This is a genomic window from Streptomyces sp. NPDC058145, from assembly GCF_042884245.1.
Taxonomy (GTDB): domain Bacteria; phylum Actinomycetota; class Actinomycetes; order Streptomycetales; family Streptomycetaceae; genus Streptomyces.
In genome coordinates this window covers 217,263-239,587 of sequence record NZ_JBHVUH010000011.1, presented here as the reverse complement: position 1 = coordinate 239,587, position 22,325 = coordinate 217,263, and the positions used below count along the sequence as shown (strand labels likewise).

Sequence of the window (22,325 nt, the reverse complement as noted above, 5' to 3'; positions counted from 1 at the left end):
CTCCCGCGCGCGGTGCCCTCGCGGGCCGCTACCTCAGTACGAGCGACGTCCACGACTTGACCCAACTGTCACGGTTGGTGGCGATGGCGCCGGGGGCCATGGTCTCGGGGTTCTTGGCCTGCGGCCCGTACTTCGCGAAGTCCGGCGGCACCGCCGCGCCCTCGCGCACCGGGTAGACGAACATGTTGAGCGGCATGTCCTCCTGGAACTCCTTGGTGAGCAGGAAGTCGAGGAACGCCTTGCCGCCCTTGGTGTTCTTCGCGTTGCTCAGCAGGCCCGCGTACTCGGTCTGCCGGAAGCAGGTGCCCTGGGACACCCCGGTGGGGGCGGTGCTGGGCCGCTTCTTCGCGTAGATGACCTCCGCGGGCGGCGAGGAGGCGTACGACACCACCAGCGGCCGGTCGCCGCCGGCCTTCCTGCCCTCCGACGACCCGGAGAACTCCTGGTAGTAGGCCTGCTCCCAGCCGTCGACGACCTTGACGCCGTTGGCCTTGAGCTTCTTCCAGTAGTCCTGCCAATTGTCGTTGCCGAACTTCGCGGCGCTGCCCAGCAGGAAGCCGAGGCCCGGCGAGGAGGTGGCGGCGTTCTCGGTGACGAGGAGGTTCCTGTACGCGGGCTTGGCGAGGTCGGCGAAGGACTGCGGCGGGGTCAGCTTGTGCTCGCTGAAGTAGGCCTTGTCGTAGTTGACGCAGATGTCGCCGGTGTCCACGGGTGTGACGCGGTGCTTGTCCTGGTCGACGCGGTACTGGGGCAGTACCAGGCCGGAGCCCTTCGGCTCGTAGGACTGGAACAGCCCGTTGTCCAGGGCGCGGGAGAGCAGGGTGTTGTCGACGCCGAAGAAGACGTCGCCCTGCGGGTTGTCCTTGGTCAGCAGCGCCTTGTTCACGGCCTGCCCGGCGTCGCCGCTCTTGAGGACCTTGACCTTGTACCCGGACTTCTTCTCGAAGTCCTTCATGACGCTCTTGGAGACGAGCCACGAGTCGTGGCTGACGAGGGTCACGGTCCTGGAGTCGGCGGCGGAGTCCTTGGCGTCGCCCGACCCGCACCCGGTCAGCACGGGCAGGGCGAGGAGGCCGAGCCCGGTCGCCACGGCCACGAGGGTCTTGTTGTGCACTGGATGTCCTCCTGGGGTTGGCCAGGAAGAGACGCGGCCCTGCCCGGGCTCCACGGGGAAGTCCGGGCAGGGCGCAACAGCTTGAGTGATGACCGAACTTCCTACCCAGAATGACCTGGGCGAGGTTCAGAGGGTCTGCGGCCCGGTTGCCGCACTCTCAGCGCTGTGGCGCTCCCCTGTCGGAATATGCAGATGTGTTGACGTGGCCAGATTATCGCTCGGTCGCCGCGAGCTGACCACAGGCCCCGTCGATCTCCTGCCCCCGGGTGTCCCGGACCGTGACCGGTACGCCATGGGCCGCGATCGCCTCCACGAACGCCTTCTCGTCCTCGGGCCGCGAGGCGGTCCACTTCGAGCCCGGCGTCGGGTTCAGCGGAATGAGGTTGACGTGCACGGGCCTGCCCCTGAGCAGCCGGCCGAGCCGGTCGCCGCGCCAGGCCTGGTCGTTGATGTCCCGGATCAGCGCGTACTCGATGGACAGCCGGCGCCCGGACTTCGCGGCGTACTCGAAGCCGGCGTCCAGCACCTCGCGCACCTTCCACCGCGTGTTCACGGGGACGAGGGTGTCACGCAGCTCGTCGTCGGGGGCGTGCAGGGAGATCGCGAGCCGGCACTTGAAGCCCTCGTCGGAGAACCGGTGGATGGCCGGGACCAGCCCGACCGTCGACACGGTGATGCCGCGCTGCGACAGCCCGAGCCCGTCGGGAGCGGGGTCGGTCAGCGCCCGGACGGCACCCACGACCCGCTTGTAGTTGGCGAGCGGCTCCCCCATGCCCATGAAGACGATGTTGGAGAGCCGCGCGGGCCCGCCCGGCACCTCTCCGTCCCGCAGCGCCCGCATCCCGTCCACGATCTGGTGCACGATCTCCGCGGTGGACAGGTTGCGGTCCAGCCCGGCCTGCCCGGTCGCGCAGAACGGGCAGTTCATCCCGCACCCGGCCTGCGAGCTGATGCACATGGTGACCCGGTCCGGGTACCGCATCAGCACGGACTCCACGAGCGTGCCGTCGAACAGCCGCCACAGCGTCTTGCGGGTCGTCCCCTGGTCGGTCGACAGATGCCGCACGACGGTCATCAGCTCGGGCAGCAACGCTTCCCGCAGTCTGCCGCGCGCGGCGGCGGGGATGTCGGTCCACTCCGCCGGGTCGTGCGCGTACCGCGCGAAGTAGTGCTGCGACAGCTGCTTGGCACGGAACGGCTTCTCACCGATCTCGGCCACGGCGTCCTTGCGCTCGGCAGGCGTGAGATCAGCAAGATGCCGCGGCGGCTTCTTGGCTCCGCGGGGGGCGACGAAAGTGAGTTCTCCGGGCTTGGGCATGGTGGTACCAGTGTCGCAGATCCAATCGGGTGACCTGCGGCCGTCGCTCGCCACGCCTGTGGTGAGGAGCCGTCACCGTTCGTCACGAGCGACACCGGACGGCCCGAAGACGGCCCAGCGGTGATCATCGGTGAAGCCGCACGGCTCTACGCCGATGAGTGGACCGTCTCCATCACCGACGTCACATCGCTCACCCGCTGCATCCACGCGCACGTACAGGACGCAGAACCTCGACGCCGCACGGCAACTGCCGCCCACCCCGGGCCGGAGCCCGCTGCAATGGGCACTGGAGCGGACCGGTTCCGGGCAGGAGAAGCGCTCGGGCACCGCGTGGTTCACGGGGTGTGTCCGAAGCCGCTCGAGTGGATGACGCGGCCGTGACGGCGGTGTCCGTGGCGGTCCGGGTGGCGGTGCAGGGCGACGAGAGCGGCGTCGTCGTTGAGGCGTCCGCGGGTGTGGGAGAGCAGATCGCGGTGGATGTGGTGGAGCAGCGATTCGGGGCCGGTCCTGTTCCACTGGGCGACCCGCGTCTCCAGGGGGTAGAAGCGGCCGTCGCGGTCGCGGGCTTCGATGACGCCGTCCGTGTAGAGCAGCAGGGTGTCGCCCGGCTCGAAGGAAGCCGCGTCGATGGCGTACGCCTCCGGTCCCGTTTCCGTGGTCCCCAGCGGTGGTGCGGGGTGCAGGCTGGGGACCGTGAGGGTGCTGTTCGGACTGAGCAGCAGCGGAGGGGGGTGGCCGCAACTGATCATCCGGATGGTGTGGTCGTCGTCGGGGAGTTCCAGCAGCAGCATGGTCGCGAAACGCTCGCCGGCCTCCGCGGTCGGCTCGAAGTCGGCCAGGTACCGGGTCACGCTGTGGTCCAGCGTGGTGGCCAGGTCGGGAAGGGTGGCGTGGCGGTGGGCGGCCTCGCGGAAGGCGCCGAGGAGAAGGGCGGCCTCGCCGATGGCGGACAGCCCCTTGCCCCGGACATCACCGATCATGATGCGCACGCCGCCGGTGACGCGGGTGGCCGCGTACAGGTCGCCGCCGATCTTCGCTTCGTCCTCGGCGGCCAGGTACAGACAGGCGATCTGCAGGGGCCCCATACGCTCCGGCAGCGGCCACAGCAGGCCGTGCTGTGCGGCCTCGGCGACCGACCGCACCTGGGCCAGTTGGCGCTGGCGGCGCTCGCGCATCAGGCAGAAGACCACGCTCAGGGCCGAGAGCACCGCCAGGGCGAGAATCTGGACCAGCACGTTGCGCGAGAAGAGCACGCCGAAGTGCCAGCCGATGTACGCCTGTGCCGCCACCGCCAGGGAGCCGATCACGCCAGTGAGCCACGCGCCCGTGAACGAGGCGGTGATCGCGGGGGCGATCACGAGCAGCGGGCCGAGATGGATGTCCTCCGGGACCAGCTGGTCGACCGCCGTGATCACGACGATGAGGACGATCGGAATCAGCAGCAACGCGTGACTCGACCGCCGTAGCTGCCACATACCGGCTGAGCTGTCCTCAGCTTTCACATCTCCCACATTGCCACCGTCGAGGACGCCCGACGAGCAGACGCCACGGCGCCCGGGGCACACATGCCGGCCGAGGGCGTCGGCGCCGGCCGTTTCGTCACGACAGCCCTGTCCGGGCCGGGAACGACGGTCAGGACAGCGAGGACACCGGCCAGGGCGACCAGTTGTAAAACACTCGCTCAACATCGCACCGGCGCCCGGGTCCACTCTCCTCCCCACCTGTGAAGTTCTGCGGGTGAACGGTCGGGTTTCCTGGTCGGGTCTTGCCGGGCCGGGCGTGCTGCCGTAGCAAGGTGCTCCATGAACCTTTTCGGCCGCAGCCCTTTCCAGCGGCGTCTGGAGGCGCCCGCCTCCCCCGCCACGCACCCCGCCTCGGCGTCCGGTGCCACCGCTGTCCTGCCCGATCCCGGACTGGCGTCCCTCACCGGGGAGTGGGCGATCGACCCCGCGCACAGCAGGATCGGGTTCTCCGTGCGGCACGCGATGGTGACCACGGTGCGCGGTGCCTTCACGGAGTACGAGAGCAGGCTCTACTTCGACGCCGGTGACCCGGCCCGCTCCCGGGCCGACATCGTGATGTACACGGCCAGCGTGGACACCGGGGTGGAGCAGCGCGACGCCCATCTGATGGGCCGCGAGTTCCTGGACGCGGCGACGTATCCGCGGATGACCTTCACGAGCAACGCCGTACGGCTCGCCGGCGAGGACGTCTACCGGATGACCGGCGACCTCACCATCAAGAACGTCAGCCGCCCCGTCGACCTGGAACTCACCTACATCGGTCATGTGACGGACCCGTTCGGCTACGAGCGGGTCGGCTTCGACGGCACCACGACCATCAACCGGTGCGACTGGGGTCTGACCTACGACGCCAGGCTCGCCCAGGGCGGGGCCATGGTGAGCGAGAAGGTCCGCCTCCAGTTCGACATCGCCGCCATCCGCACCACCTCCTGAACTCAGCGCGTACGACGACGGGCCCCACCCTGTGGCCAGGATGGGGCCCGTCTTCCGTGCGCTCCGGGCGGCTCAGGCGGAGCCGACGAACAGCACCAGGAGGAGCCAGACCACCGGCGCGGTCGGCAGCAGCGAGTCCAGGCGGTCCATGATGCCGCCGTGACCGGGGAGCAGGGTGCCCATGTCCTTGATGCCCAGGTCGCGCTTGATCATGGATTCGCCGAGGTCCCCGAGGGTGGCGCTGGCGGCGACGGCGAGGCCGAGGAGGAGGCCCTGCCACCAGCGGCCGTCGTCGATCAGGAACTGCATGCACAGCGCGCCCGCGACCATGGCGAACAGCACCGCGCCGAGCAGACCCTCACGGGTCTTGCCGGGGCTGATGCGCGGGGCGAGCTTGTTCTTGCCGAAGCGCCAGCCGACGGCATACGCGCCGGTGTCGCTGACCACCGTCAGGAGCAGGAAGGTCAGCACACGCCAGGAACCGTCGTCGGCGGTGAGCATCATCGCGACGAACGTGGCCAGGAACGGCACGTAGAACGCCGCGAAGACACCGGCGGTGACGTCCTTGAGATAGCCCTCCGGCGGTTCCGTCATGCGCCAGACCAGTACCGCGAGCGCGGTCAGCGCCATCGCGACCCACGCGCCCTCGGCGCCGCGGACGTACCCGGCGGCCACCATCGCCGCACCGCCCACCGCGAGCGGCACCAGCGGCGCCCCGATGTCCTTGCGCTCCCGCAGCCTGCTGGTCAGCTCCCACAGCCCGACGACCACAGCGACCGCGATCACGCCCACGAAGACGGCCTTGACGACGAACAGGGACGCGATGATCACCACACCGAGCCCGACTCCGACGCCTATCGCGGCGCTCAGGTCGCGGCCCGCGCTCTTCTTCTGCGGCGCGGGCGCCGGCTGCGGGGCGTCGGGCATGGGCTCCGGATTCTGCGTCTCGTTGCGGAACAAGGGGCCACTCAGCCGAGCGGCCCCCCGGTCGTCGTCCTGGTCTCCGCCATGCGCGGGTACGTCGGGCACGATGGGCATGGGGCGAGTCTGCTGCGCCTCAGGCGCATCGTACGCGGGACCCGCCGGGGCAGCCCCCTGGACAGGCCCACCCTCGGTGGGCCCCCAGTAGCCGGTCTGCCCCGCCGTTGGCGGCGCCCCCCAGGAAGAGTGGCTCATCAGACTTCGAGCAGCTCCGCTTCCTTGTGCTTCAGGAGCTCGTCCACCTGAGCGACGTACTTCGCGGTGGTGTCGTCGAGCTCCTTCTCCGCACGGCGGCCCTCGTCCTCACCGACCTCGCCGTCCTTGATCAGCTTGTCGATGGCGTCCTTGGCCTTGCGGCGCACCGAGCGGATCGACACCCGGGCGTCCTCCGCCTTGCTCTTGGCGACCTTGATGTAGTCGCGGCGGCGCTCCTCGGTGAGCTCGGGGAACACCACGCGGATGATGTTGCCGTCGTTGCTCGGGTTGACGCCCAGGTCGGAGTCCCGGATCGCCTGCTCGATGTTGCGCAGCGCGCTCTTGTCGAACGGGGTCACGACCGCCATGCGCGGCTCCGGCACGGAGAACGAAGCCAGCTGGTTGATCGGCGTCGGCGCGCCGTAGTAGTCGGCCACGATCTTGTTGAACATCGCCGGGTGCGCACGGCCGGTGCGGATCGCGGCGAAGTCCTCCTTGGCGACCACGACGGCCTTCTCCATCTTCTCCTCGGCCTCGAGGAGGGTCTCTTCGATCACCACTTGCTCCTGCGTGTCTTGAGTAAGGCCCGGCTGCGGTTCCTCTGTCGGGCGGCGGCCGGCTGCGTCGCGTCTTCTTCCTGCACGGTTCCCGACCGGCAGGACATTGTCCATCCCCCGGCCAGGGCGCGTCCCGTCCGTCCCCCGGACAGGTGTCGTACCCCGGGCGCCCGGGGTGTGCCGGTCAGTCCCGGCTGCCCTGGTCACCCACCAGCGTGCCGATCTTCTCACCCTTGACGGCCCGGGCGATATTGCCCTCGGCGAGCAGCTCGAACACGAGGATCGGCAGCTTGTTGTCACGGCACAGGGTGATGGCGGTGGCGTCGGCGACCTTGAGGTCCCGGGTGATGACCTCGCCGTAGCCGAGGGCGTCGAACTTGACGGCGTCGGGGTTGGTCTTGGGGTCGGAGTCGTAGACGCCGTCCACGCCGTTCTTGCCCATGAGCAGCGCCTCGGCGTCGATCTCCAGGGCGCGCTGGGCGGCGGTGGTGTCGGTGGAGAAGTACGGCATGCCCATTCCGGCGCCGAAGATGACCACGCGGCCCTTCTCCAGGTGGCGCACGGCGCGCAGCGGGATGTACGGCTCGGCGACCTGGCCCATGGTGATGGCGGTCTGCACCCGGCTGTCGATGCCCTCCTTCTCCAGGAAGTCCTGGAGGGCGAGGCAGTTCATCACGGTGCCGAGCATGCCCATGTAGTCGGAGCGGGCGCGGTCCATGCCGCGCTGCTGGAGTTCGGCACCGCGGAAGAAGTTGCCGCCGCCGATGACGACCGCGACCTCCGCGCCGTCCCGGACGACGGCCGCGATCTCGCGGGCGATCTTGTGCACCACGTCCGGGTCCACGCCCAGGCCCCCGCCACCGGAGAAGGCCTCTCCGGACAGCTTCAGCAGAAACCGGCCGCGTACTTTGCCGTCGTCGCTCTTCTGGGCCTTGGTGGTCATGGGGATCCCGCCTCTTTCACGTGTTGCACATACGAAGAAGGCCATTGCCGGTTGGGGTCGCTTTTCGCTCCCATGCGCGGCAATGGCCTCCTCGTCAGATCTGCTGCCGTCCGCCACGTGCCCGGGTGTGGCGGTGTGCGCGGACGACTGCTGTCGACCCTATAGCGGTCGCGCGTCGATCGCGGTACGGACTCAGATGCCGACCTTGATGCGCGAGAAGCGCTTCAGGGTGACACCGGCCTCGTCCAGTACCTTCTGGACCGACTTCTTGTTGTCCAGCGCGTACGGCTGGCCGAGCAGCGTGGCGTCCTTGAAGAAGCCGTTGACGCGACCGTCGACGATCTTGGCGATCGCGGCCTCGGGCTTGCCCTCGGCGCGGGTGGTCTCCTCGGCGATGCGACGCTCGGCCTCGACGACCTCGGCCGGCACGTCCTCCTTGGCGAGGTACTTCGGCGCGAAGGCGGCGATGTGCTGGGCGATGCCCTTGGCGACCTCGGCGTTCGGCTTGTCCAGCTCGACGAGGACACCGATCTGCGGGGGCAGGTCGGGCATGGTGCGGTGCATGTACGCGGTGACGAAGCCGTCGGAGAACTGCGCGAAGCGGTCCAGGACGATCTTCTCGCCGAGGTTGGCGTTGGCCTCGTCCACGAACGCCTGCACGGTCTTACCGGCCTCGATCTCGGAGGCGAGCAGGGCCTCGAGGTCGGCCGGGGAGGTCTTCGCGACGTGCTCGGCGATGGTCCGGGCCACGGCCTGGAACTTGTCGCCCTTGGCCACGAAGTCCGTCTCGCACTTCAGCTCGACGATGACGCCGGAGGAGTTGTCGTCGGCGATGACGGAGACCACGGCGCCGTTCTCGGCGGAGCGGCCCTCGCGCTTGGCGACGCCCTTCTGGCCCTTGATGCGAAGCGCCTCGACGGCCTTCTCGACGTTGCCCTCGGCCTCGTCCAGCGCCTTCTTGCAGTCCATCATGCCGGCGCCGGTCAGCTCACGGAGCTTCTTGACGTCGGCGGCGGTGTAGTTCGCCATGAGTCTGTGAGTCTTTCTCGAAGTCTTCGGAGAACGGAGATCCGCACGGTCCGTGTCCACTTGTAGCCGTGGATCGCGGACGGCGTGCCGACCTACGGGTGAACGGTGGGGGCGGACTTACCCGCGCCGGAGGCGCAATGGATCCGTACCGCCCCCACCGTCGACGCTGACGTCAGGCCTGCTCGCCCTCGGCGGCCGGGGCGGCCTCGGCGGCGGGGGCCTCAGCCGGCTTCTCGGCCTCGGCGGCGGGGGCCTCGGCGGGCTTCTCGGCCTCGGCGGCGGGGGCCTCGGCCGGCTTCTCGGCCTCGGCGGCCGGAGCAGCCTCGGCGGGAGCGGCCTCGTCGGCCTTCTTCTCGCCCTCGAGCAGGTCGCGCTCCCACTCGGCGAGCGGCTCGGCCGCGGCCTTCTCGCCCTTGTCACCGGTGGCGACACGAGAGCGGGAGATGAGGCCCTCGGCGACCGCGTCGGCGATCACACGGGTGAGCAGGGTGACGGAGCGGATCGCGTCGTCGTTGCCCGGGATCTTGTAGTCGACCTCGTCGGGGTCGCAGTTGGTGTCGAGAATCGCGACGACCGGGATGTTCAGCTTCCGGGCCTCACCAACGGCGATGTGCTCCTTCTTGGTGTCCACGATCCAGACGGCGCTGGGCACCTTCTGCATCTCGCGGATACCGCCGAGGGTCTTCTCCAGCTTGGCCTTCTCGCGGGAGAGGACGAGCAGCTCCTTCTTGGTGAGGCCGGAGGCGGCCACGTCCTCGAAGTCGATCTGCTCGAGCTCCTTCAGGCGCTGCAGGCGCTTGTAGACGGTCGAGAAGTTGGTGAGCATGCCGCCCAGCCAGCGCTGGTTGACGTAGGGCATGCCGACGCGGGTGGCCTGCTCGGCGATGGCCTCCTGCGCCTGCTTCTTCGTACCGACGAACATGACCGTGCCGCCATGGGCGACGGTCTCCTTGACGAACTCGTAGGCGCGGTCGATGTACGACAGCGACTGGAGCAGGTCGATGATGTAGATGCCGTTGCGCTCGGTGAAGATGAAGCGCTTCATCTTCGGGTTCCAGCGACGGGTCTGGTGACCGAAGTGGACGCCGCTCTCCAGCAGCTCCCGCATCGTGACGACGGCCATGGCCGTATCTCCTTGAGTTTCTCGGTTGTGCCGCGACTGCCGGTCGGCCGTCGCGCCTGACGCCCGCGTTGCGCCGGTGCCACGAAGGACCGAGGGGCGCTGATACGGACCGTCCGACAAACGTCGTCCGACGAGACCCGTACCGGGGCGTGCGAAGTCGACCCGGTGACCCGGATCGCCAGAGAAAGTGTACGGGACCGCCGGGGCAGCGGGTGACGCCGCTGTCCACAACCGGGGGGTGGTCCACAGATCCCGGCCGTGATCACTCGGGTGCGGGAGGGTTCCGGCATGCGACGAGTGATGCGGCATTCGGGTGTGTGGGCGGGCTTGGTGCTCGGTCTCGCGGCACTCGTGCCTACGCCCCTGGCCTCCGCGGACACCCCGGCCCCGGCGCCCTCACCGCCTTCGCGGGCACCGGTTCCGGCCATCGCCCGCGCCTGGCCGGTGGGGGTCCGGCCGGTGGTGGTACGGGGCTGGGAGCCGCCGGCGACGGTGTACGGCCCCGGGCACCGGGGTGTGGACCTGGGCGCGCCGGCCGGTGCCCCGGTACGGGCGGTGGCACCCGGACGGGTGTCCTTCGCGGGACGGGTGGCGGGGCGTGGCGTGGTGTCGGTGGAACTGACGGGGACGGATCTGCGCACGACGTACGAGCCGGTGGCCCCGTCGGTGCGGAAGGGGGACGAGGTCGGGGCGGGTGACGTGGTCGGCACGGTGGAGGCCACGGCCCCGCACTGCCCCACCACCTGCGTGCACTGGGGCCTGCTGACCGGCGAGACCTACCTGAACCCGCTGACCCTGCTACCACCGTGGCTACTGCGCAGGGGACCATCCCGACTGCTACCGGTGCTGAACGTGCCGGCTTAGCGGCCTGGCGGCGGCCGGCTACCCGTAGCCGCGGGCATGCGTGCCCTCCCCCAGTGCCTCAAGGGTCGGGGGGACCCAGGGCGGCACGGGTGGGCGATGGGGGTCCCCCCGCTCGAGCGGAGCCGCGGGTGAGGGAAGCCGCGAGTGAGGGAAGCACCCCGCAAGCGCGGGCAAGCGCAACACCTGCCGGCCCACACCGGCAAAGGGCGCCCTGAAAGCACGAGGCCCAAACCCCGCCCAGCCTCGCGGCAGCCCCTTCAGCCCTGAACCCCCCGCAGAGCCATCCGGACAGCGGCGTCCGTGATCCTGGCCGGCTCCTCGGCCGCACCCAGCTCGATCCGCCGCACGGCCGCGTCCACGACCCCCTGCAACAGCATCGCCGCCAGCCGGGGCTGCTCGTGCCCCATCTCCGCCAGGGCCTCGACGACCATCGCGACCAGCCCTCCGTGAGCCGCGCGGATCTTCTCGCGCGCCCCCGCGTCCAGCTCACTCGCCGAGATCGCCACGACGGCCCGGTGCCGCCGGTCCCCGACCAGCGCCAGCTGCTGCCGCACGTACGCCTCGACCTTGCCCTCGGCCGTCGCCGCGCGCTCCATCGCCGTCGCGACCTCCGCCGCCCAGACGGGGAAGTCGACCTCGCACAGCTCCTCGACCACGGCGGCGCGCGAGCGGAAGTACTCGTACACGGACGACCGTGCCAGGCCCGTCCGTTCGGCCAGCGCGGGAAACGTCAGCGCGTCGGTCCCGCCAGCGGACAGCAGGGACCGAGCCGCGTCCAGCAGGGCGGCTCGCTGCATCGACCGGTGCTCGGCCACGGAGGCCGCTCGAATCCTTGGCACGTCGACCACTTTACGGACGCGTCCCCGTGAACGGGAACGACTCAGCGTCCGAAGCTCGCCAGCTTCGCCCTCAGCTGGAGCACTGACTTGGTGTGGATCTGGCTGACCCGGCTCTCGGTGACCCCGAGCACATTGCCGATCTCGGCGAGGGTGAGCCCCTCGTAGTAGTAGAGCGTGACGACCGTCTTCTCCCGCTCCGGCAGCGTGTTGATCGCGCGCGCGAGGAACCGCCGCAGTTCCCGGTCCTCGACGACCTCCACCGGGTTGTCGGCGGCGGTGTCCTCGAGCGTGTCCATGAGGCTGAGCCGGTCGCCGCCGTCGCCGCCGACATGCAGCAGCTCCTCCAGCGCGACCACGTTGGCCAGCGACAACTGGCTGAACACGGCGTGCAGCTCGTCCACCTCCATGTCCAGCTCGGCGGCGACCTCCCCCTCCGTCGGGGTTCGCCGCAGCCGCGCCTCCAGGGTGGCGTAGGCCCGTTCGACATTGCGCGCCTTCTGCCGGACGGACCGGGGGATCCAGTCCAGCGCCCGCAGCTCGTCGATCATGGCGCCCCGGATCCGGGTGATCGCGTACGTCTCGAACTTGATCTCCCGGTCGATGTCGAACTTCTCGATCGCGTCGATCAGTCCGAACACTCCCGAGGAGACGAAGTCGGCCTGCTCCACGTTGGGCGGCAGACCGACGCTGACCCGGCCCGCCACGTACTTGACCAGCGGCGAGTAGTGCAGGATCAGTTGCTCCCGCAGCCGCTCGTCCCCCGTCGCCTTGTACGACCGCCACAGTTCGTCGAGCGTCGAGGGAGCGGGCGGCCGCACGCTGCCACCGTCGCGGGCGGCTGGTGGGACCGCCGCCCGGTCGGAGCCGGAGGTGTGCTGGGGCATTCGTCGCCTTGTGCCGTTCTGCCGTGAAGTGCCGTGATCTGCCGTGAAGTGCTGCGAGGTGGGGTGGTGAGCGGAAGTGGTGCGCGGTGGATCACCTTGGGTGAAGTGGGGCACCCGGGTGAGCTGTCGGTCTGATGGCGAGTCGGCGCGGTCTGCGCCCGGACTTCGTGAGCGTAGCGTGACTGTGGAGTCGCGGTGTGCGAACAACGAGGCACCACCCCTGCGCGGAGCTTCTCCACGGGTCGCACCATCACAGTCGCCGGCTCGCTCTGCGTGACCACCCGGATGCGCCAACTCCGGGAATTCCCAAGGGCTTAGGGCATTCCCCCGGACGGCCGAACACGCTCGGTCAGCACGGAGATGGGCCGCCCCGGGCCGAGATCAGCGCCTGGCGTGTCAACTTCCAGCCATCGCCGTGTCGTTCGACGTAACCAAGTGCTCGGAGTTCGTACAGTCTCGCGATCACCTCGTCCGGGGTGGTCCGCGCGCCGCGCGCGATCTCCCCGGCGTCGGCCAGGCCGTTTCCGGGCAGGGCGGCGAGGACGGCCCGCGCGGCCGGTTCCAGCAGGTCACGCGGGAGCACGGGGCCACGCCGGGGCGGGGCCAGCTCACCCATGTCACCCACGAGTTCGATGACGTCCGCGGCATCGGTGACCAGCGTGGCCCCGCCGCGCAGCAGTTCGTGCACGCCGGAGGAGAGAGAGCTGGTGACCGGCCCCGGGACACCCATCGTGAACCTGCCGAGCCGCTCGGCGGCCCGCGCGGTGACCAGCGAGCCGCTGCGGCAGGCGGCCTCCACGACGACGGTGCCCCGGGTGAGCGCCGCGATCACCCGGTTCCGCAGGATGAACCGGCTCGGCGTCGGGTGATCGCCGGGCGGCAGCTCCCCCACCACCAGGCCCTGCTCCGCGATCCGGTTGATCAGCGCGGTGTGCCCGCGCGGGTAGGGCCGGTCGACGCCGCAGGCCAGCACGGCGACGGTGGCCCCGCCGGCCGCGAGGGCGCCCCGGTGGGCGGCCCCGTCGATGCCGTAGGCCCCGCCGGACACGACGACCCATCCCCGCTCTGCCAGCTCGGCGGCGAGGGTGGCCGCCACATGCGTCCCGTACTCGGTGCAGGCGCGCGCCCCGACCACGGCGACGGAGCCGAGCGCCCATATCCGCAGACTGGGCGTGCCGCGCACCCACAGGCCCGTGGGCCGCTCGTCGCCCAGGTCGTCGAGCCGGCCCGGCCACTCGATGTCGCCCGGGCACACGAACCGCACACCGGCGTTCCGCGCCTCCTCAAGGTCCCGCTCCGGCTCGGCCCGTCCGGCCCGCGCCACCAGTCCGGCCCACCGTTTGCCGCTCACCCCCGGCAGCCGCCGCCCGCCGTCGCGCAACCGCCGGACCACTTCCGCCACCCCGAACTCCCGCAGCCACCGCCCGCCGGCCTCGTCCCCCGGCTCCATGACCCGGGCGAGGAAGACCCGCCCCAGCCGCTCCTCCCCCGCGTCGGCCCCCATGGTCATGCCAGGACCCCGAGGGCCATGGGCACGCCCCGTGGAATCCCGGTGCGCAGTTGCAGGGCGAGGCAGACGTCGCCGGCGTCCGGGCGGTCGTGGCCGACGAGGTCCGCGACCGTCCAGGCGACGCGCAGCACCCGGTCGATGCCACGGGCCGTGAGCACGCCCCGCTCGAGGCTGCGCTCGGCCTCGTCCATCGCACCGGCGGCGGCGTGGAAGCGGCTTCGCAGCTCTCTTCCGGGCACCTCGCTGTTGCTGCCCCAGGGAGTTCCGGCGAGGCGGGCCGCGGCCCGCTCCCGGGCCGCCCGGACCCGGTCGGCGACGGTCGCCGAGGACTCGCCCCGGGCCCCGGGTTCGGTGAGCTGGGCACGGGTGACCGGATCGACCTCGACCCGCAGGTCGACCCGGTCCAGCAGCGGGCCGGACAGCCGGGCCTGGTACCGGCGGATCGCCGACGGCGGGCAGTCGCACAGGGAGTCCCGCTGCGAGAACCGCCCGCAGGGGCAGGGGTTGGCCGCCAGGACCATCAGGAACCGGGCGGGGAACCGGACCACTCCCGCGCTGCGGGCGATCACCACGTGCCCGGACTCCAGCGGCTGCCGCAGGGCGTCCAGCGTCTGGCCGTGGAACTCGGGCGCCTCGTCCAGGAACAACACGCCACGGTGGGCCAGGGACACGGCGCCGGGCCGCGCGACGCCCGGGCCGCCCCCGACGAGGGACTGCATCGTGGCCGAGTGGTGCGGGGCGCAGTAGGGCGCGACCTCGACGAGGGGTTTGCCAGGGGGGAGCAGTCCGGCCACCGAGTGGACCGCCGTGACCTCCAGGGACTCCTGCCGGGTGAGCGGGGGCAGCACGGCGGGCAGCCGCTCGGCGAGCATGGTCTTGCCCGCTCCCGGCGGGCCCTCGAGGAACAGGTGGTGCCCGCCGGCGGCGGCCACCTCGACGGCCGTGCGCGCCGAGGTCTGGCCCACGACGTCGGCGAGATCGTGGTCGGGCTGCTGGGCGCCGCCGCCGAGCATGCCGGTGGCCGCCCCGGTGCCGGGTACGCGCAGCCCGGCCAGCAGGGGGTCCGGGCGCCCCTGCCCGTCCGGTTCCTCCTCGGGCACGGGCTCGTCGGTGAGGACGGCGATCAGCTGTCGCAGGCTGCGGACGCCGAGCACGGACACCCCGGGGACCAGCGAGGCCTCGGCGGCGGCGCTCTCGGGCACGACCACCTGTTCGTATCCCGCGTCGGCGGCGGCGAGGACGGCGGGCAGGATGCCCCGCACCGGCCGCACCCGGCCGTCCAGCCCCAGCTCTCCGATCATCACGATCTCGGCGAGGACCCGCGGGTCGATCCGCTCGGCGGCGCCTAGCACCGCGCAGGCGACGGCCAGGTCGAAGCCGGAGCCGGCCTTGGGCACGGACGCCGGGCTCAGTCCGACGGTGAGCTTCTTCTGCGGCCATTCGCCGCCCGAGTTCACCACCGCCGCCCGGACCCGGTCCCGGCTCTCCGTCAGGCTCTTGTCCGGCAGGCCCACCAGGGTGAAGGCCGCCACGCCGGGTTCCAGGTCGGCCTGCACCTCGACGACCACGCCCTCGACGCCGACGAGGGCGACGGAGCACGTACGGGCGAATCCCATCTCAGGCCACCCCCCGCGCGTGCTCGACGGCCGGGGCGCCCCGACGGGGCAGCAGCACGCCGACCAGGTCGATGCGCACGCCGCCCGGCGGGGCTCCGCCGTGGGCCTGGATCCAGCGTTCGGCCAGGCCGTGCAGGCGTCGGGCCTTCTCGGGCGTGACGGCGGCCATCGGGTGCTGGAAGCCACCGGCCCTGCGGGTCTTCACCTCGCAGACGACCAGTGTGTTCCCGTCCCGGGCCACGATGTCGATCTCACCGGAACGACCGCAGCGCCAGTTGCGCCGCAGGATGGTCATCCCTGCCTCGGTCAGCCGCCGCGCGGCCAGATCCTCGCCGTACCTGCCGAGTCCACTGCGTGCCCTGCTCATGTCGGCACCACCTCCGGCACCCACGGTCACGCAGCATGCGAGCAGAAGTGGATCTTGGTGGGCTACTCGCCGGTTGTGGAGAACCCCGTCACCCGTACGACGGATTCCGGGGTCGTCAGCCGCCCGGAAGCTCGAGGTCGCTCTTGTTCAGCTCCTCGATGTTCACGTCCTTGAAGGTGAGGACACGCACCTGCTTCACGAAACGGGCCGGCCGGTACATGTCCCAGACCCAGGCGTCCGCCATCGACACCTCGAAGAACACCTCGCCCTGGACCGAGTGCACCTGCATCTCGTAGTCGTTGGTGAGGTAGAAGCGCCGCTCGGTCTCGATAACGTATTTGAACAGACCGACGACATCTCGATACTCCCGGTAGAGCTTCAGCTCCATCTCGGTCTCGTACTTTTCGAGGTCCTCGGCGCTCATGGCATGTTCCCCTTCAGCCGTGCGATCCCCCCATTGTGCGCCAGTCCGACGAGCCCTCAGACGATTTCCGTGTCCAGAGTCACGGGCCTGGCGGGGGGACCTTCGTCGAGCAGCGTGCGCAGCAGCCCGGCGAGTCTGGTCGGATACACCGTCTCATGTGCCCGGGTCAGTTCCTGGCACGTCCACCAGCGCGCTCCGGCGACACTGCGCCGCTCCAGCTCGGTCAGGCCCAGGGCCGCGGTGGCCGTCTGGGTCGTGCGGGCCAGGTAGTACCACTCGTCCTGGTCCCAGCGCCGGCCCGCGAACGGGAAGGAGCATTGCCTGCGCCACAGCACGGGGCCCAGGGCGACGTCGGTGATGCCGGTCTCCTCGGCGAGTTCCCTCAGCGCGGCCTCTTCGCGCGTCTCGTCGCCCTCCAGACCGCCGCCGGGGGTGAACCACCAGTCGTCGGCCGGATCGTCCGGCTCATGACCGTGCAGCAGAAGGATGCGGTCCTCGGGGTCGAGCAGGACCACCCGGGCCACCCTGCGCGGTCCGCCTTCGTAGGTGTCCTCGCCCGGCCGCGTGGTCTCAGCGGGCACCGGCGGGCCCCGGGCGGTTGCGCTTGCGGCCCAGCCGCTTGGCGATCGAGCCGTACGCGCCGCCGCCGAGGACCAGGACGGCGCCGGCGACGATCACCAGCTCGATGATCCTGAGCGGGCCCGGCTGGGAGAGGGCACCCAGCGTCTCGAATCCGGTGGGGCGCTCGAGCATGCCGTTCATGGGCCAGACGACGGAGTCGACACGCGCGGAGACGGCGCCGCGCGCCACCGTGCCCCGGGCGGCGTCGGTGAGGTGGGCGGTGGAGTCCAGGGAGCCCTGGCGTTCGTCGCCGAGGAGGAACAGCCGGCCCTTGGGGACGGTGATGGTCGGGAAGTTCGTGATCTCGGCCGGGCTGCCCGCGGGCAGGTAGGGCTCGTCGATCTTCTTGCCGTTGACGGTGAGCTTGCCGTCGGTGCAGCAGGAGACGGTGTCACCGCCGACCGCGACGACCCGCTTGACCACGTTGGCGTCGGTGACCCAGCTCTTGTCGCGGAAGACGACCACGTCGCCGCGCCGCACCTCAGTGCCGTCGACCCGCTGGGCCAGTACCCGGTCACCGGCGTCGATGGTCGGCGTCATCGAGCTGGTCGGCACGGTGTACGGCCGGTAGACCACGGCTCCCCAGGCGAAACCACCGAGGAACAGCACCAGGCCCAGCGCCATGGCCACCCCGGAAAGCCGCTCCCCGAGCCGGCCACCGCCGGCCCGTGCCGTGCCTGTGCCCGCGGTGCGCGGGGCCGTACGCGTGGTGCTCTCGCCGCTCATGGACCCGCACCCTACCTGCCGGTACCGAACGGGGGCAGCCCCTCTTTCAGGACCCTGGGAACAGCTTTCCCAGAGCTTCACAGAGGGGCCCCACACGCACGGCCAGCAGGCTCAGCGCTTTCCGGCGGCCTCCGTCGCCTGGACGCCGGTCCGCAGCCGGTCCGCGCGCCTGCGCCGCCAGACCGCCACCGGCAGCACGGCCGCCAGCGCCACGCCCTGCGGCGCCACGGTCAGGGACGCCGCCGCGGAGGACTGCACACCGAGGCCGGGCTGGTCGAAGGTGTCCGGCACCGGCAGCGTGCCCCAGCGGTTGATGGGCCAGGCGCGCACGATGGCGCGGCCGACGACCTTGTCGACGGGGACCATGCCGTGGTGGCTGTCGGACTGGTTGTAGCGGGAGTCACGGGAGTTCTGGCGGTGGTCGCCCATCACCCAGATGTAGCCCTGGGGAACCTTCACCTTGAACTGGCCGCCCTGGTCGTCCAGGCTGCACGGCGTGTTGCCGGGGTAGACGAACGGCTCGTTCAGCGCCTTGCCGTTGACCTGCAGCGGGCCGTTCTTGTTGCACTCGATCGTGTCGCCGCCGACCCCGATCACCCGCTTGATCAGGTCCTTCTCCTCGGCGGACGGCATCAGGCCGATCCAGCTGAGGACCTTCTGCACCGGGTTCGGGTTGGGCGCGGGCTCGCCCGCCAGCCAGTTGTCCGGGTCGTGGAAGACGACGACCTCGCCGCGCTCGGGCTCGGAGCCGAACCACGGGGTGAGCTTGTCGACCAGGACGCGGTCACCCTGCTGGAGGGTGTTCTGCATCGAGTCCGAGGGGATCGAGAACGCCTGCACCAGGAACGTCTTGATCAGCAGCGCCAGGACCAGCGCGATGCCGATCAGGATCGGCAACTCCTTCCAGAAGGAACGCGGCTTCTTCGGCCGGTTCGCCGTGCCGTCCGTGCCCTCGCCGTCGCTCCGGAGCCGGTGCTCCTCCGGCCCGCCGTCCCCGGACGCCGAGAAGTCGGAGTTCCCGGACGTCACGGCGCCGTCCGGAGCGGGGGCGTTCGCCTCCACGGGGTGCCCGCGGTGCTCCTCGCCGTCGTGTCCCGACCGTGCGCCAACCGCCACATCCCCCACGCCAACTCCTTACTCTCTGCCGCCGCCTGCGCCATCCACGATGCAGGCCCACCACTCCCATAACGAGCGGGAGTTCCGCAGGGGTCGGGAGTCGGTTCGTTCCGTTCGGATCGCCGGAGGCAACCCTATGCGACAGCGGAGGGGCCGCGGTCGACCCCGACACGGAGTTGGCAACGCTTGCGAAGGTTTTAGGTTCGTCGAGGCTGGTCCAGTGGCCGATGGGCCAGCCGATCACCATGGCCCGGCCCACCACCGAGTCCTCGGAGACCGTGCCGCCGTACGGGGTGTTCTGATGCGCGCGCGAGTCGGCGGAGTTGTCGCGGTGGTCGCCCATCACCCACAGCCGTCCCTGCGGCACGGTGATGTCGAACGGGGTGACGGACGGGGCACTGCCCGGATTCAGGTAGTCGGTCTCGCTGAGCGGACTTCCGTTGACGGTGATCCGGCCCTGCGCGTCACAGCACTTGACGTGGTCCCCGCCGACCCCGATGACCCGCTTGATCAGGTCCTTCTCGTTGTCGGAGGGCAGCAGGCCGATGAAGGTGAGGCCTTCCTTGAACTGCTTGACGACCACCGGGTCGTCCTTCTTCTGGGTGGTCTGCTCGTCGGCCAGCCAGCCGCCCGGGTCGTGGAAGACGACGACGTCCCCGCGCTGCGGCTTGGAGCCGAACCACGGGGTGAGCTTGTCGACCAGGACACGGTCGCCGATCCGGATCGTCTGCTCCATGGAGCCGGACGGGATCACGAACGCCTGCACGAGGAACGTCTTCAGGACCAGGGCTATGAGCACCGCGACACCGACGAGAAGGGGGATCTCCCGAACGGCTGACCGCCTGCGCTTGCGCTTCACCTTGCGCTGGAGCTTGCGTCGCTCCGCGCGCGTGCGGCCACCGCCCGTTCCGGAGCTGGTGCGGCGGGTCCCGGTGGGCAGCAGGCTCTCGGCGGCGGCAGCCGGCACTCCGCGCGGCTTGCCACGGTTACCCACGCGCGCCCCTCGCGGGGGTGGCCGCGGGCACGCGCGCGTAGGCCGACGGCCGCGTCAGATGCCGCCAGTGCCCGTAGGGCCAGGCGACCCAGTCCGCCCGGCCGATGACGTCTTCCACCGGGATCATGCCGCCGCCGGGCGAGCCCAGGTGGTCGCGGGAGTCGCTGGAGCGACTGCGGTGGTCCCCGAGGACGAACATGCGGTCCGCGGGCACGACGACGTCGAAGGGGACGCTGGACGGGCTGTCCCCGGGATGGAGGAACGCCGTCTCGTCGACCGGCCGGCCGTTCACCTCGAGCCTCCCCTCCTTGTCGCAGCAGACCACATGGTCTCCCTCTAGTCCCGCAACGCGCTTTATGTAGTCGGCGTCCCCGAAATACCCGGTTCCGTCGAAGACAACCACGTCACCGCGGAGCGGCTGGGCACCGAAACGGTACGCCAACTTATTTACGAGGACGCGGTCACCGATCCTCAATCCCTGTTCCATGGATCCGCTCGGAATCTGGAACGGTTGCACCACGAAAGCGTTGAGGAGGAGCAAAAACGCCAGACAGACGAAGAGGGTGAGGGTGATCCTGCCGCCCGGCAGCCATGCGGCGAGCCGCGGCACCAACGCGAAACGCGACCGTCCCTCCGTCCCCGTGGTACCGGGTCGGGAGGAGCGATCGCGTTGCGTCGGCTGTGCTTCGGTGTCCATCGAGGCCAGATGCTATCCGCCCCGATGTGACCGAAGGAAAAGCGCTCAGTTCTCGCGCTTCTCCTTGATCTTCGCGGCCTTGCCGCGGAGCTCACGGAGGTAGTACAGCTTGGCGCGGCGCACGTCACCACGGGTGACCAGCTCGATCTTCTCGACGATCGGGGTGTGCACCGGGAAGGTGCGCTCGACGCCGACGGAGAACGAGACCTTGCGGACCGTGAAGGTCTCGCGGACGCCGGAGCCCTGGCGACGGATCACAACGCCCTTGAACTGCTGCACACGGGAGCGGTTGCCCTCGATGACGCGGACGTGGACGTTGACGGTGTCACCCGGGCGGAAGGCGGGGACGTCGCTGCGCAGCGACGCGGCGTCGACGGTGTCGAGCAGGTGAGACATTTCGTCTGCTTTCTTCGCTGATGCCACAGGTCATCAACGGGAACTAGGTTTCCATGAGGACTGCCGTGCGGGTCGGTGCGGGCGTCGTGTCCCCCTGTGGCAGGGGCGCACGCCGGACGGGCGCACAACAGCGGCCTATTGTTCCATGCCGCCGGCCTGGCGCCAAAACCGGCCGTACGGCTCCCCCTCCGGGTCCGGTTCCCAGCCCAGGATGGAGAGCATCTCCCGGTCCTTCTTGTCGAAGGCCTTGGGGTCGCAGCGCTCGATCAGGTCGGGCCGGTGGGCCGTGGTGCGCCGCAGGGCCTCGTCGCGGCGCCAGCGGGCGATCCGGCCGTGGTGGCCGCTGAGCAGCGTCTCGGGGATGTCCCGGCCGCGCCAGACGGGCGGTTTGGTGTAGACCGGGCCTTCCAGGAGGTTGGCCATCGCGCCGGGCGCGAAGGAGTCGTCCCGGTGGGACTCGGCGTTGCCGAGGACACCGGGCAGCAGCCGGGCCACGGCCTCGGTCACGACCAGGACGGCCGCCTCACCGCCGGCGAGCACGTAGTCGCCGATGGAGACCTCGTAGACGGGCATCCGGGTCGCGTACTCGTCCATGACGCGCCGGTCGATGCCCTCGTAGCGGGCCGGTGTGAAGATCAGCCAGGGGCGCCCGGAGAGTTCGACCGCCAGTTCCTGGGTGAAAGGACGGCCGCTGGGGGTGGGGACGATCAGCGCGGGGGCCCGGGCGCCGGTCTCGTAGCCGTCGGCGAGCACCGTGTCGAGCGCGTCGCCCCAGGGCCCGGTCTTCATGACCATGCCGGGGCCGCCGCCGTAGGGCGTGTCGTCGACGGTGTTGTGCCGGTCGTACGTCCACGCGCGCAGGTCGTGCACATGGACGTTCAGCTGCCCACGCGCGCGTGCCTTGCCGACGAGGGAGACGTTCAGCGGCTCGAGGTACTCGGGGAAGATCGTGACGACGTCGAGCCTCATGCGTCCTCTTCCCGGGACGAGGCGATCTCGGCGCTGTCGTCGATCAGGCCCGGCGGGGGCGAGATGACGGCCTTCTGCTCCTCGAGGTCGATCTCGGTCACGATCTCCTCCACGAAGGGGATCATCACCTCGCTGCCGTCCGGGCGCTCGACGATGAACAGGTCCTGGGAGGGCAGGTGCGAGATCTCGGTGATCCGGCCGACCTCCGTGCCGTCCTCGGTGACCACGTCGAGATCCATGAGCTGGTGGTCGTAGTACTCGTCCTCGCCCTCGGGCAGTTCCTCGGGGTCGATCTCGGCGATCAGCAGGGTGTTGCGCAGCGCTTCGGCGGCGGTGCGGTCGCCGACACCCTCGAAGCGCAGCAGGAGGCGGCCGCTGTGCACCCGGCCGGTGGCGATGGTGAGCGGTCCGGCGGAGGCCGGGTCGGTGGCCAGAACGGCTCCCGGGGGGAGCCGCAGCTCCGGCTCGTCGGTACGTACCTCGACGGTGACCTCGCCCTTGATGCCGTGGGCGCGGCCGATCCGTGCGACTACCAGCTGCACTGTGCTCGATCTCCTGTCATACGACTACGGGCCGGGGACGGCCC

Annotated in this window: 23 protein-coding genes, 1 pseudogene and 1 riboswitch; of the genes and pseudogenes, 2 read left to right on the top strand and 22 right to left on the bottom strand. The window is 70.5% G+C overall.

The window, feature by feature from the left end:
• Positions 1–28: 28 nt before the first annotated feature.
• The 3 genes from ACFVVO_RS25680 to ACFVVO_RS25670 form a co-directional block, all read right to left on the bottom strand.
• On the bottom strand, positions 29–1,114 hold the full coding sequence (locus ACFVVO_RS25680) for a thiamine ABC transporter substrate binding subunit (RefSeq protein ID WP_390057935.1): 1,086 nt from the start codon (positions 1,112–1,114) through the stop codon (positions 29–31).
• An 80-nt stretch (positions 1,115–1,194) separates the two neighbouring features.
• Positions 1,195–1,302, bottom strand: a riboswitch (TPP riboswitch).
• A gap of 23 nt (positions 1,303–1,325) precedes the next feature.
• Positions 1,326–2,432, bottom strand: a complete 1,107-nt coding sequence (gene rlmN, locus ACFVVO_RS25675; protein ID WP_390057934.1) for a 23S rRNA (adenine(2503)-C(2))-methyltransferase RlmN — start codon at positions 2,430–2,432, stop codon at positions 1,326–1,328.
• Positions 2,433–2,767: 335 nt separating this feature from the next.
• Positions 2,768–3,907: a PP2C family protein-serine/threonine phosphatase gene (locus ACFVVO_RS25670; RefSeq protein ID WP_390057933.1), complete on the bottom strand. Its 1,140-nt coding sequence runs from the start codon at positions 3,905–3,907 to the stop codon at positions 2,768–2,770.
• 327 nt (positions 3,908–4,234) lie between these two features.
• Between ACFVVO_RS25670 and ACFVVO_RS25665 the strand changes: the two genes are divergently transcribed.
• Entirely contained in the window at positions 4,235–4,888 is a 654-nt protein-coding gene (locus ACFVVO_RS25665) for a YceI family protein (protein ID WP_390057932.1), read from the top strand.
• A 72-nt stretch (positions 4,889–4,960) separates the two neighbouring features.
• Here the strand turns inward: ACFVVO_RS25665 and ACFVVO_RS25660 are convergent, their stop codons facing one another.
• The 5 genes from ACFVVO_RS25660 to rpsB form a co-directional block, all read right to left on the bottom strand.
• Positions 4,961–6,064 (bottom strand): phosphatidate cytidylyltransferase, encoded by a 1,104-nt coding sequence (locus tag ACFVVO_RS25660; protein WP_390057931.1) that lies wholly within the window; start codon positions 6,062–6,064, stop codon positions 4,961–4,963.
• Positions 6,064–6,621, bottom strand: coding sequence for a ribosome recycling factor (gene frr / locus ACFVVO_RS25655; protein ID WP_390057930.1), 558 nt, complete (start codon positions 6,619–6,621; stop codon positions 6,064–6,066). The genes ACFVVO_RS25660 and frr overlap by 1 nt, the downstream gene beginning before the upstream one ends.
• A 184-nt stretch (positions 6,622–6,805) precedes the next feature.
• Entirely contained in the window at positions 6,806–7,564 is a 759-nt protein-coding gene (gene pyrH, locus ACFVVO_RS25650) for a UMP kinase (protein WP_365718564.1), read from the bottom strand.
• 192 nt (positions 7,565–7,756) lie between these two features.
• Positions 7,757–8,593 (bottom strand): translation elongation factor Ts, encoded by an 837-nt coding sequence (gene tsf / locus ACFVVO_RS25645; RefSeq protein ID WP_390057929.1) that lies wholly within the window; start codon positions 8,591–8,593, stop codon positions 7,757–7,759.
• Between the two features lie 172 nt (positions 8,594–8,765).
• Positions 8,766–9,716, bottom strand: a complete 951-nt coding sequence (rpsB, locus tag ACFVVO_RS25640) for a 30S ribosomal protein S2 (RefSeq protein ID WP_390057928.1) — start codon at positions 9,714–9,716, stop codon at positions 8,766–8,768.
• Positions 9,717–10,004: 288 nt separating this feature from the next.
• On the opposite strand from rpsB, the gene ACFVVO_RS25635 reads away from it, so the two are divergent.
• On the top strand, positions 10,005–10,580 hold the full coding sequence (locus ACFVVO_RS25635) for a M23 family metallopeptidase (RefSeq protein ID WP_390057927.1): 576 nt from the start codon (positions 10,005–10,007) through the stop codon (positions 10,578–10,580).
• A 257-nt stretch (positions 10,581–10,837) separates the two neighbouring features.
• Here the strand turns inward: ACFVVO_RS25635 and ACFVVO_RS25630 are convergent, their stop codons facing one another.
• The 14 genes and pseudogenes from ACFVVO_RS25630 to rimM all read right to left on the bottom strand — a co-directional run bounded on the left by ACFVVO_RS25630 (position 10,838) and on the right by rimM (position 22,281).
• The gene (locus ACFVVO_RS25630) at positions 10,838–11,395 is read right to left on the bottom strand and encodes a TetR/AcrR family transcriptional regulator (RefSeq protein WP_390058020.1); all 558 of its coding nucleotides are present in this window, start codon (positions 11,393–11,395) and stop codon (positions 10,838–10,840) included.
• Between the two features lie 65 nt (positions 11,396–11,460).
• Positions 11,461–12,303 (bottom strand): RNA polymerase sigma factor WhiG, encoded by an 843-nt coding sequence (whiG, locus tag ACFVVO_RS25625; protein ID WP_390057926.1) that lies wholly within the window; start codon positions 12,301–12,303, stop codon positions 11,461–11,463.
• Between the two features lie 349 nt (positions 12,304–12,652).
• Positions 12,653–13,813 carry a DNA-processing protein DprA gene (gene dprA / locus ACFVVO_RS25620; protein WP_390057925.1) on the bottom strand — a complete coding sequence of 387 codons (1,161 nt, stop codon included), beginning with the start codon at positions 13,811–13,813 and terminating at the stop codon, positions 12,653–12,655.
• The gene (locus tag ACFVVO_RS25615) at positions 13,810–15,429 is read right to left on the bottom strand and encodes a YifB family Mg chelatase-like AAA ATPase (RefSeq protein ID WP_390057924.1); all 1,620 of its coding nucleotides are present in this window, start codon (positions 15,427–15,429) and stop codon (positions 13,810–13,812) included. Before ACFVVO_RS25615 ends, dprA begins: the two co-directional genes overlap by 4 nt.
• Position 15,430: 1 nt before the next feature.
• Positions 15,431–15,826 (bottom strand): YraN family protein, encoded by a 396-nt coding sequence (locus tag ACFVVO_RS25610; RefSeq protein ID WP_390057923.1) that lies wholly within the window; start codon positions 15,824–15,826, stop codon positions 15,431–15,433.
• An 85-nt stretch (positions 15,827–15,911) separates the two neighbouring features.
• Positions 15,912–16,220, bottom strand: coding sequence for a DUF2469 domain-containing protein (locus tag ACFVVO_RS25605; protein ID WP_003965949.1), 309 nt, complete (start codon positions 16,218–16,220; stop codon positions 15,912–15,914).
• 56 nt (positions 16,221–16,276) lie between these two features.
• Positions 16,277–16,801, bottom strand: coding sequence for an NUDIX hydrolase (locus ACFVVO_RS25600; RefSeq protein WP_390057922.1), 525 nt, complete (start codon positions 16,799–16,801; stop codon positions 16,277–16,279).
• Positions 16,791–17,567 (bottom strand): signal peptidase I, encoded by a 777-nt coding sequence (gene lepB / locus ACFVVO_RS25595; RefSeq protein ID WP_390057921.1) that lies wholly within the window; start codon positions 17,565–17,567, stop codon positions 16,791–16,793. The genes ACFVVO_RS25600 and lepB (ACFVVO_RS25595) overlap by 11 nt, the downstream gene beginning before the upstream one ends.
• A gap of 111 nt (positions 17,568–17,678) precedes the next feature.
• Complete coding sequence (gene lepB / locus ACFVVO_RS25590; RefSeq protein ID WP_390057920.1) at positions 17,679–18,692, bottom strand: signal peptidase I; 1,014 nt, start codon at positions 18,690–18,692, stop codon at positions 17,679–17,681.
• Positions 18,583–19,677 (bottom strand): annotated as a pseudogene (gene lepB / locus ACFVVO_RS25585) (signal peptidase I); the annotation flags it as partial. The gene lepB (ACFVVO_RS25590) and the pseudogene lepB (ACFVVO_RS25585), both read right to left, overlap by 110 nt.
• Positions 19,670–20,374, bottom strand: a complete 705-nt coding sequence (gene lepB, locus ACFVVO_RS25580; protein WP_390057919.1) for a signal peptidase I — start codon at positions 20,372–20,374, stop codon at positions 19,670–19,672. The pseudogene lepB (ACFVVO_RS25585) and the gene lepB (ACFVVO_RS25580), both read right to left, overlap by 8 nt.
• 45 nt (positions 20,375–20,419) lie before the next feature.
• Entirely contained in the window at positions 20,420–20,770 is a 351-nt protein-coding gene (rplS, locus tag ACFVVO_RS25575) for a 50S ribosomal protein L19 (RefSeq protein ID WP_199212174.1), read from the bottom strand.
• A gap of 135 nt (positions 20,771–20,905) precedes the next feature.
• Positions 20,906–21,739, bottom strand: coding sequence for a tRNA (guanosine(37)-N1)-methyltransferase TrmD (gene trmD / locus ACFVVO_RS25570; RefSeq protein ID WP_390057918.1), 834 nt, complete (start codon positions 21,737–21,739; stop codon positions 20,906–20,908).
• A complete protein-coding gene (gene rimM, locus ACFVVO_RS25565) occupies positions 21,736–22,281 on the bottom strand; it encodes a ribosome maturation factor RimM (RefSeq protein WP_390057917.1) in 546 nt (181 codons plus the stop codon). The genes trmD and rimM overlap by 4 nt, the downstream gene beginning before the upstream one ends.
• Positions 22,282–22,325 lie beyond the last annotated feature (44 nt).

Excerpts from the sequence above, each read along its gene's own strand:
- rlmN (WP_390057934.1), bottom strand. The coding sequence starts at position 2,432 with ATGCCCAAGCCCGGAGAACTCACTTTCGTCGCCCCCCGCGGAGCCAAG.
- ACFVVO_RS25670 (WP_390057933.1), bottom strand. The coding sequence starts at position 3,907 with ATGTGGCAGCTACGGCGGTCGAGTCACGCGTTGCTGCTGATTCCGATC.
- ACFVVO_RS25665 (WP_390057932.1), top strand. The coding sequence starts at position 4,235 with ATGAACCTTTTCGGCCGCAGCCCTTTCCAGCGGCGTCTGGAGGCGCCC.
- ACFVVO_RS25660 (WP_390057931.1), bottom strand. The coding sequence starts at position 6,064 with ATGAGCCACTCTTCCTGGGGGGCGCCGCCAACGGCGGGGCAGACCGGC.
- pyrH (WP_365718564.1), bottom strand. The coding sequence starts at position 7,564 with ATGACCACCAAGGCCCAGAAGAGCGACGACGGCAAAGTACGCGGCCGG.
- tsf (WP_390057929.1), bottom strand. The coding sequence starts at position 8,593 with ATGGCGAACTACACCGCCGCCGACGTCAAGAAGCTCCGTGAGCTGACC.
- rpsB (WP_390057928.1), bottom strand. The coding sequence starts at position 9,716 with ATGGCCGTCGTCACGATGCGGGAGCTGCTGGAGAGCGGCGTCCACTTC.
- ACFVVO_RS25635 (WP_390057927.1), top strand. The coding sequence starts at position 10,005 with ATGCGACGAGTGATGCGGCATTCGGGTGTGTGGGCGGGCTTGGTGCTC.
- whiG (WP_390057926.1), bottom strand. The coding sequence starts at position 12,303 with ATGCCCCAGCACACCTCCGGCTCCGACCGGGCGGCGGTCCCACCAGCC.
- dprA (WP_390057925.1), bottom strand. The coding sequence starts at position 13,813 with ATGACCATGGGGGCCGACGCGGGGGAGGAGCGGCTGGGGCGGGTCTTC.
- ACFVVO_RS25615 (WP_390057924.1), bottom strand. The coding sequence starts at position 15,429 with ATGGGATTCGCCCGTACGTGCTCCGTCGCCCTCGTCGGCGTCGAGGGC.
- ACFVVO_RS25605 (WP_003965949.1), bottom strand. The coding sequence starts at position 16,220 with ATGAGCGCCGAGGACCTCGAAAAGTACGAGACCGAGATGGAGCTGAAG.
- lepB (WP_390057921.1), bottom strand. The coding sequence starts at position 17,567 with ATGAGCGGCGAGAGCACCACGCGTACGGCCCCGCGCACCGCGGGCACA.
- lepB (WP_390057919.1), bottom strand. The coding sequence starts at position 20,374 with ATGGACACCGAAGCACAGCCGACGCAACGCGATCGCTCCTCCCGACCC.
- rplS (WP_199212174.1), bottom strand. The coding sequence starts at position 20,770 with ATGTCTCACCTGCTCGACACCGTCGACGCCGCGTCGCTGCGCAGCGAC.
- trmD (WP_390057918.1), bottom strand. The coding sequence starts at position 21,739 with ATGAGGCTCGACGTCGTCACGATCTTCCCCGAGTACCTCGAGCCGCTG.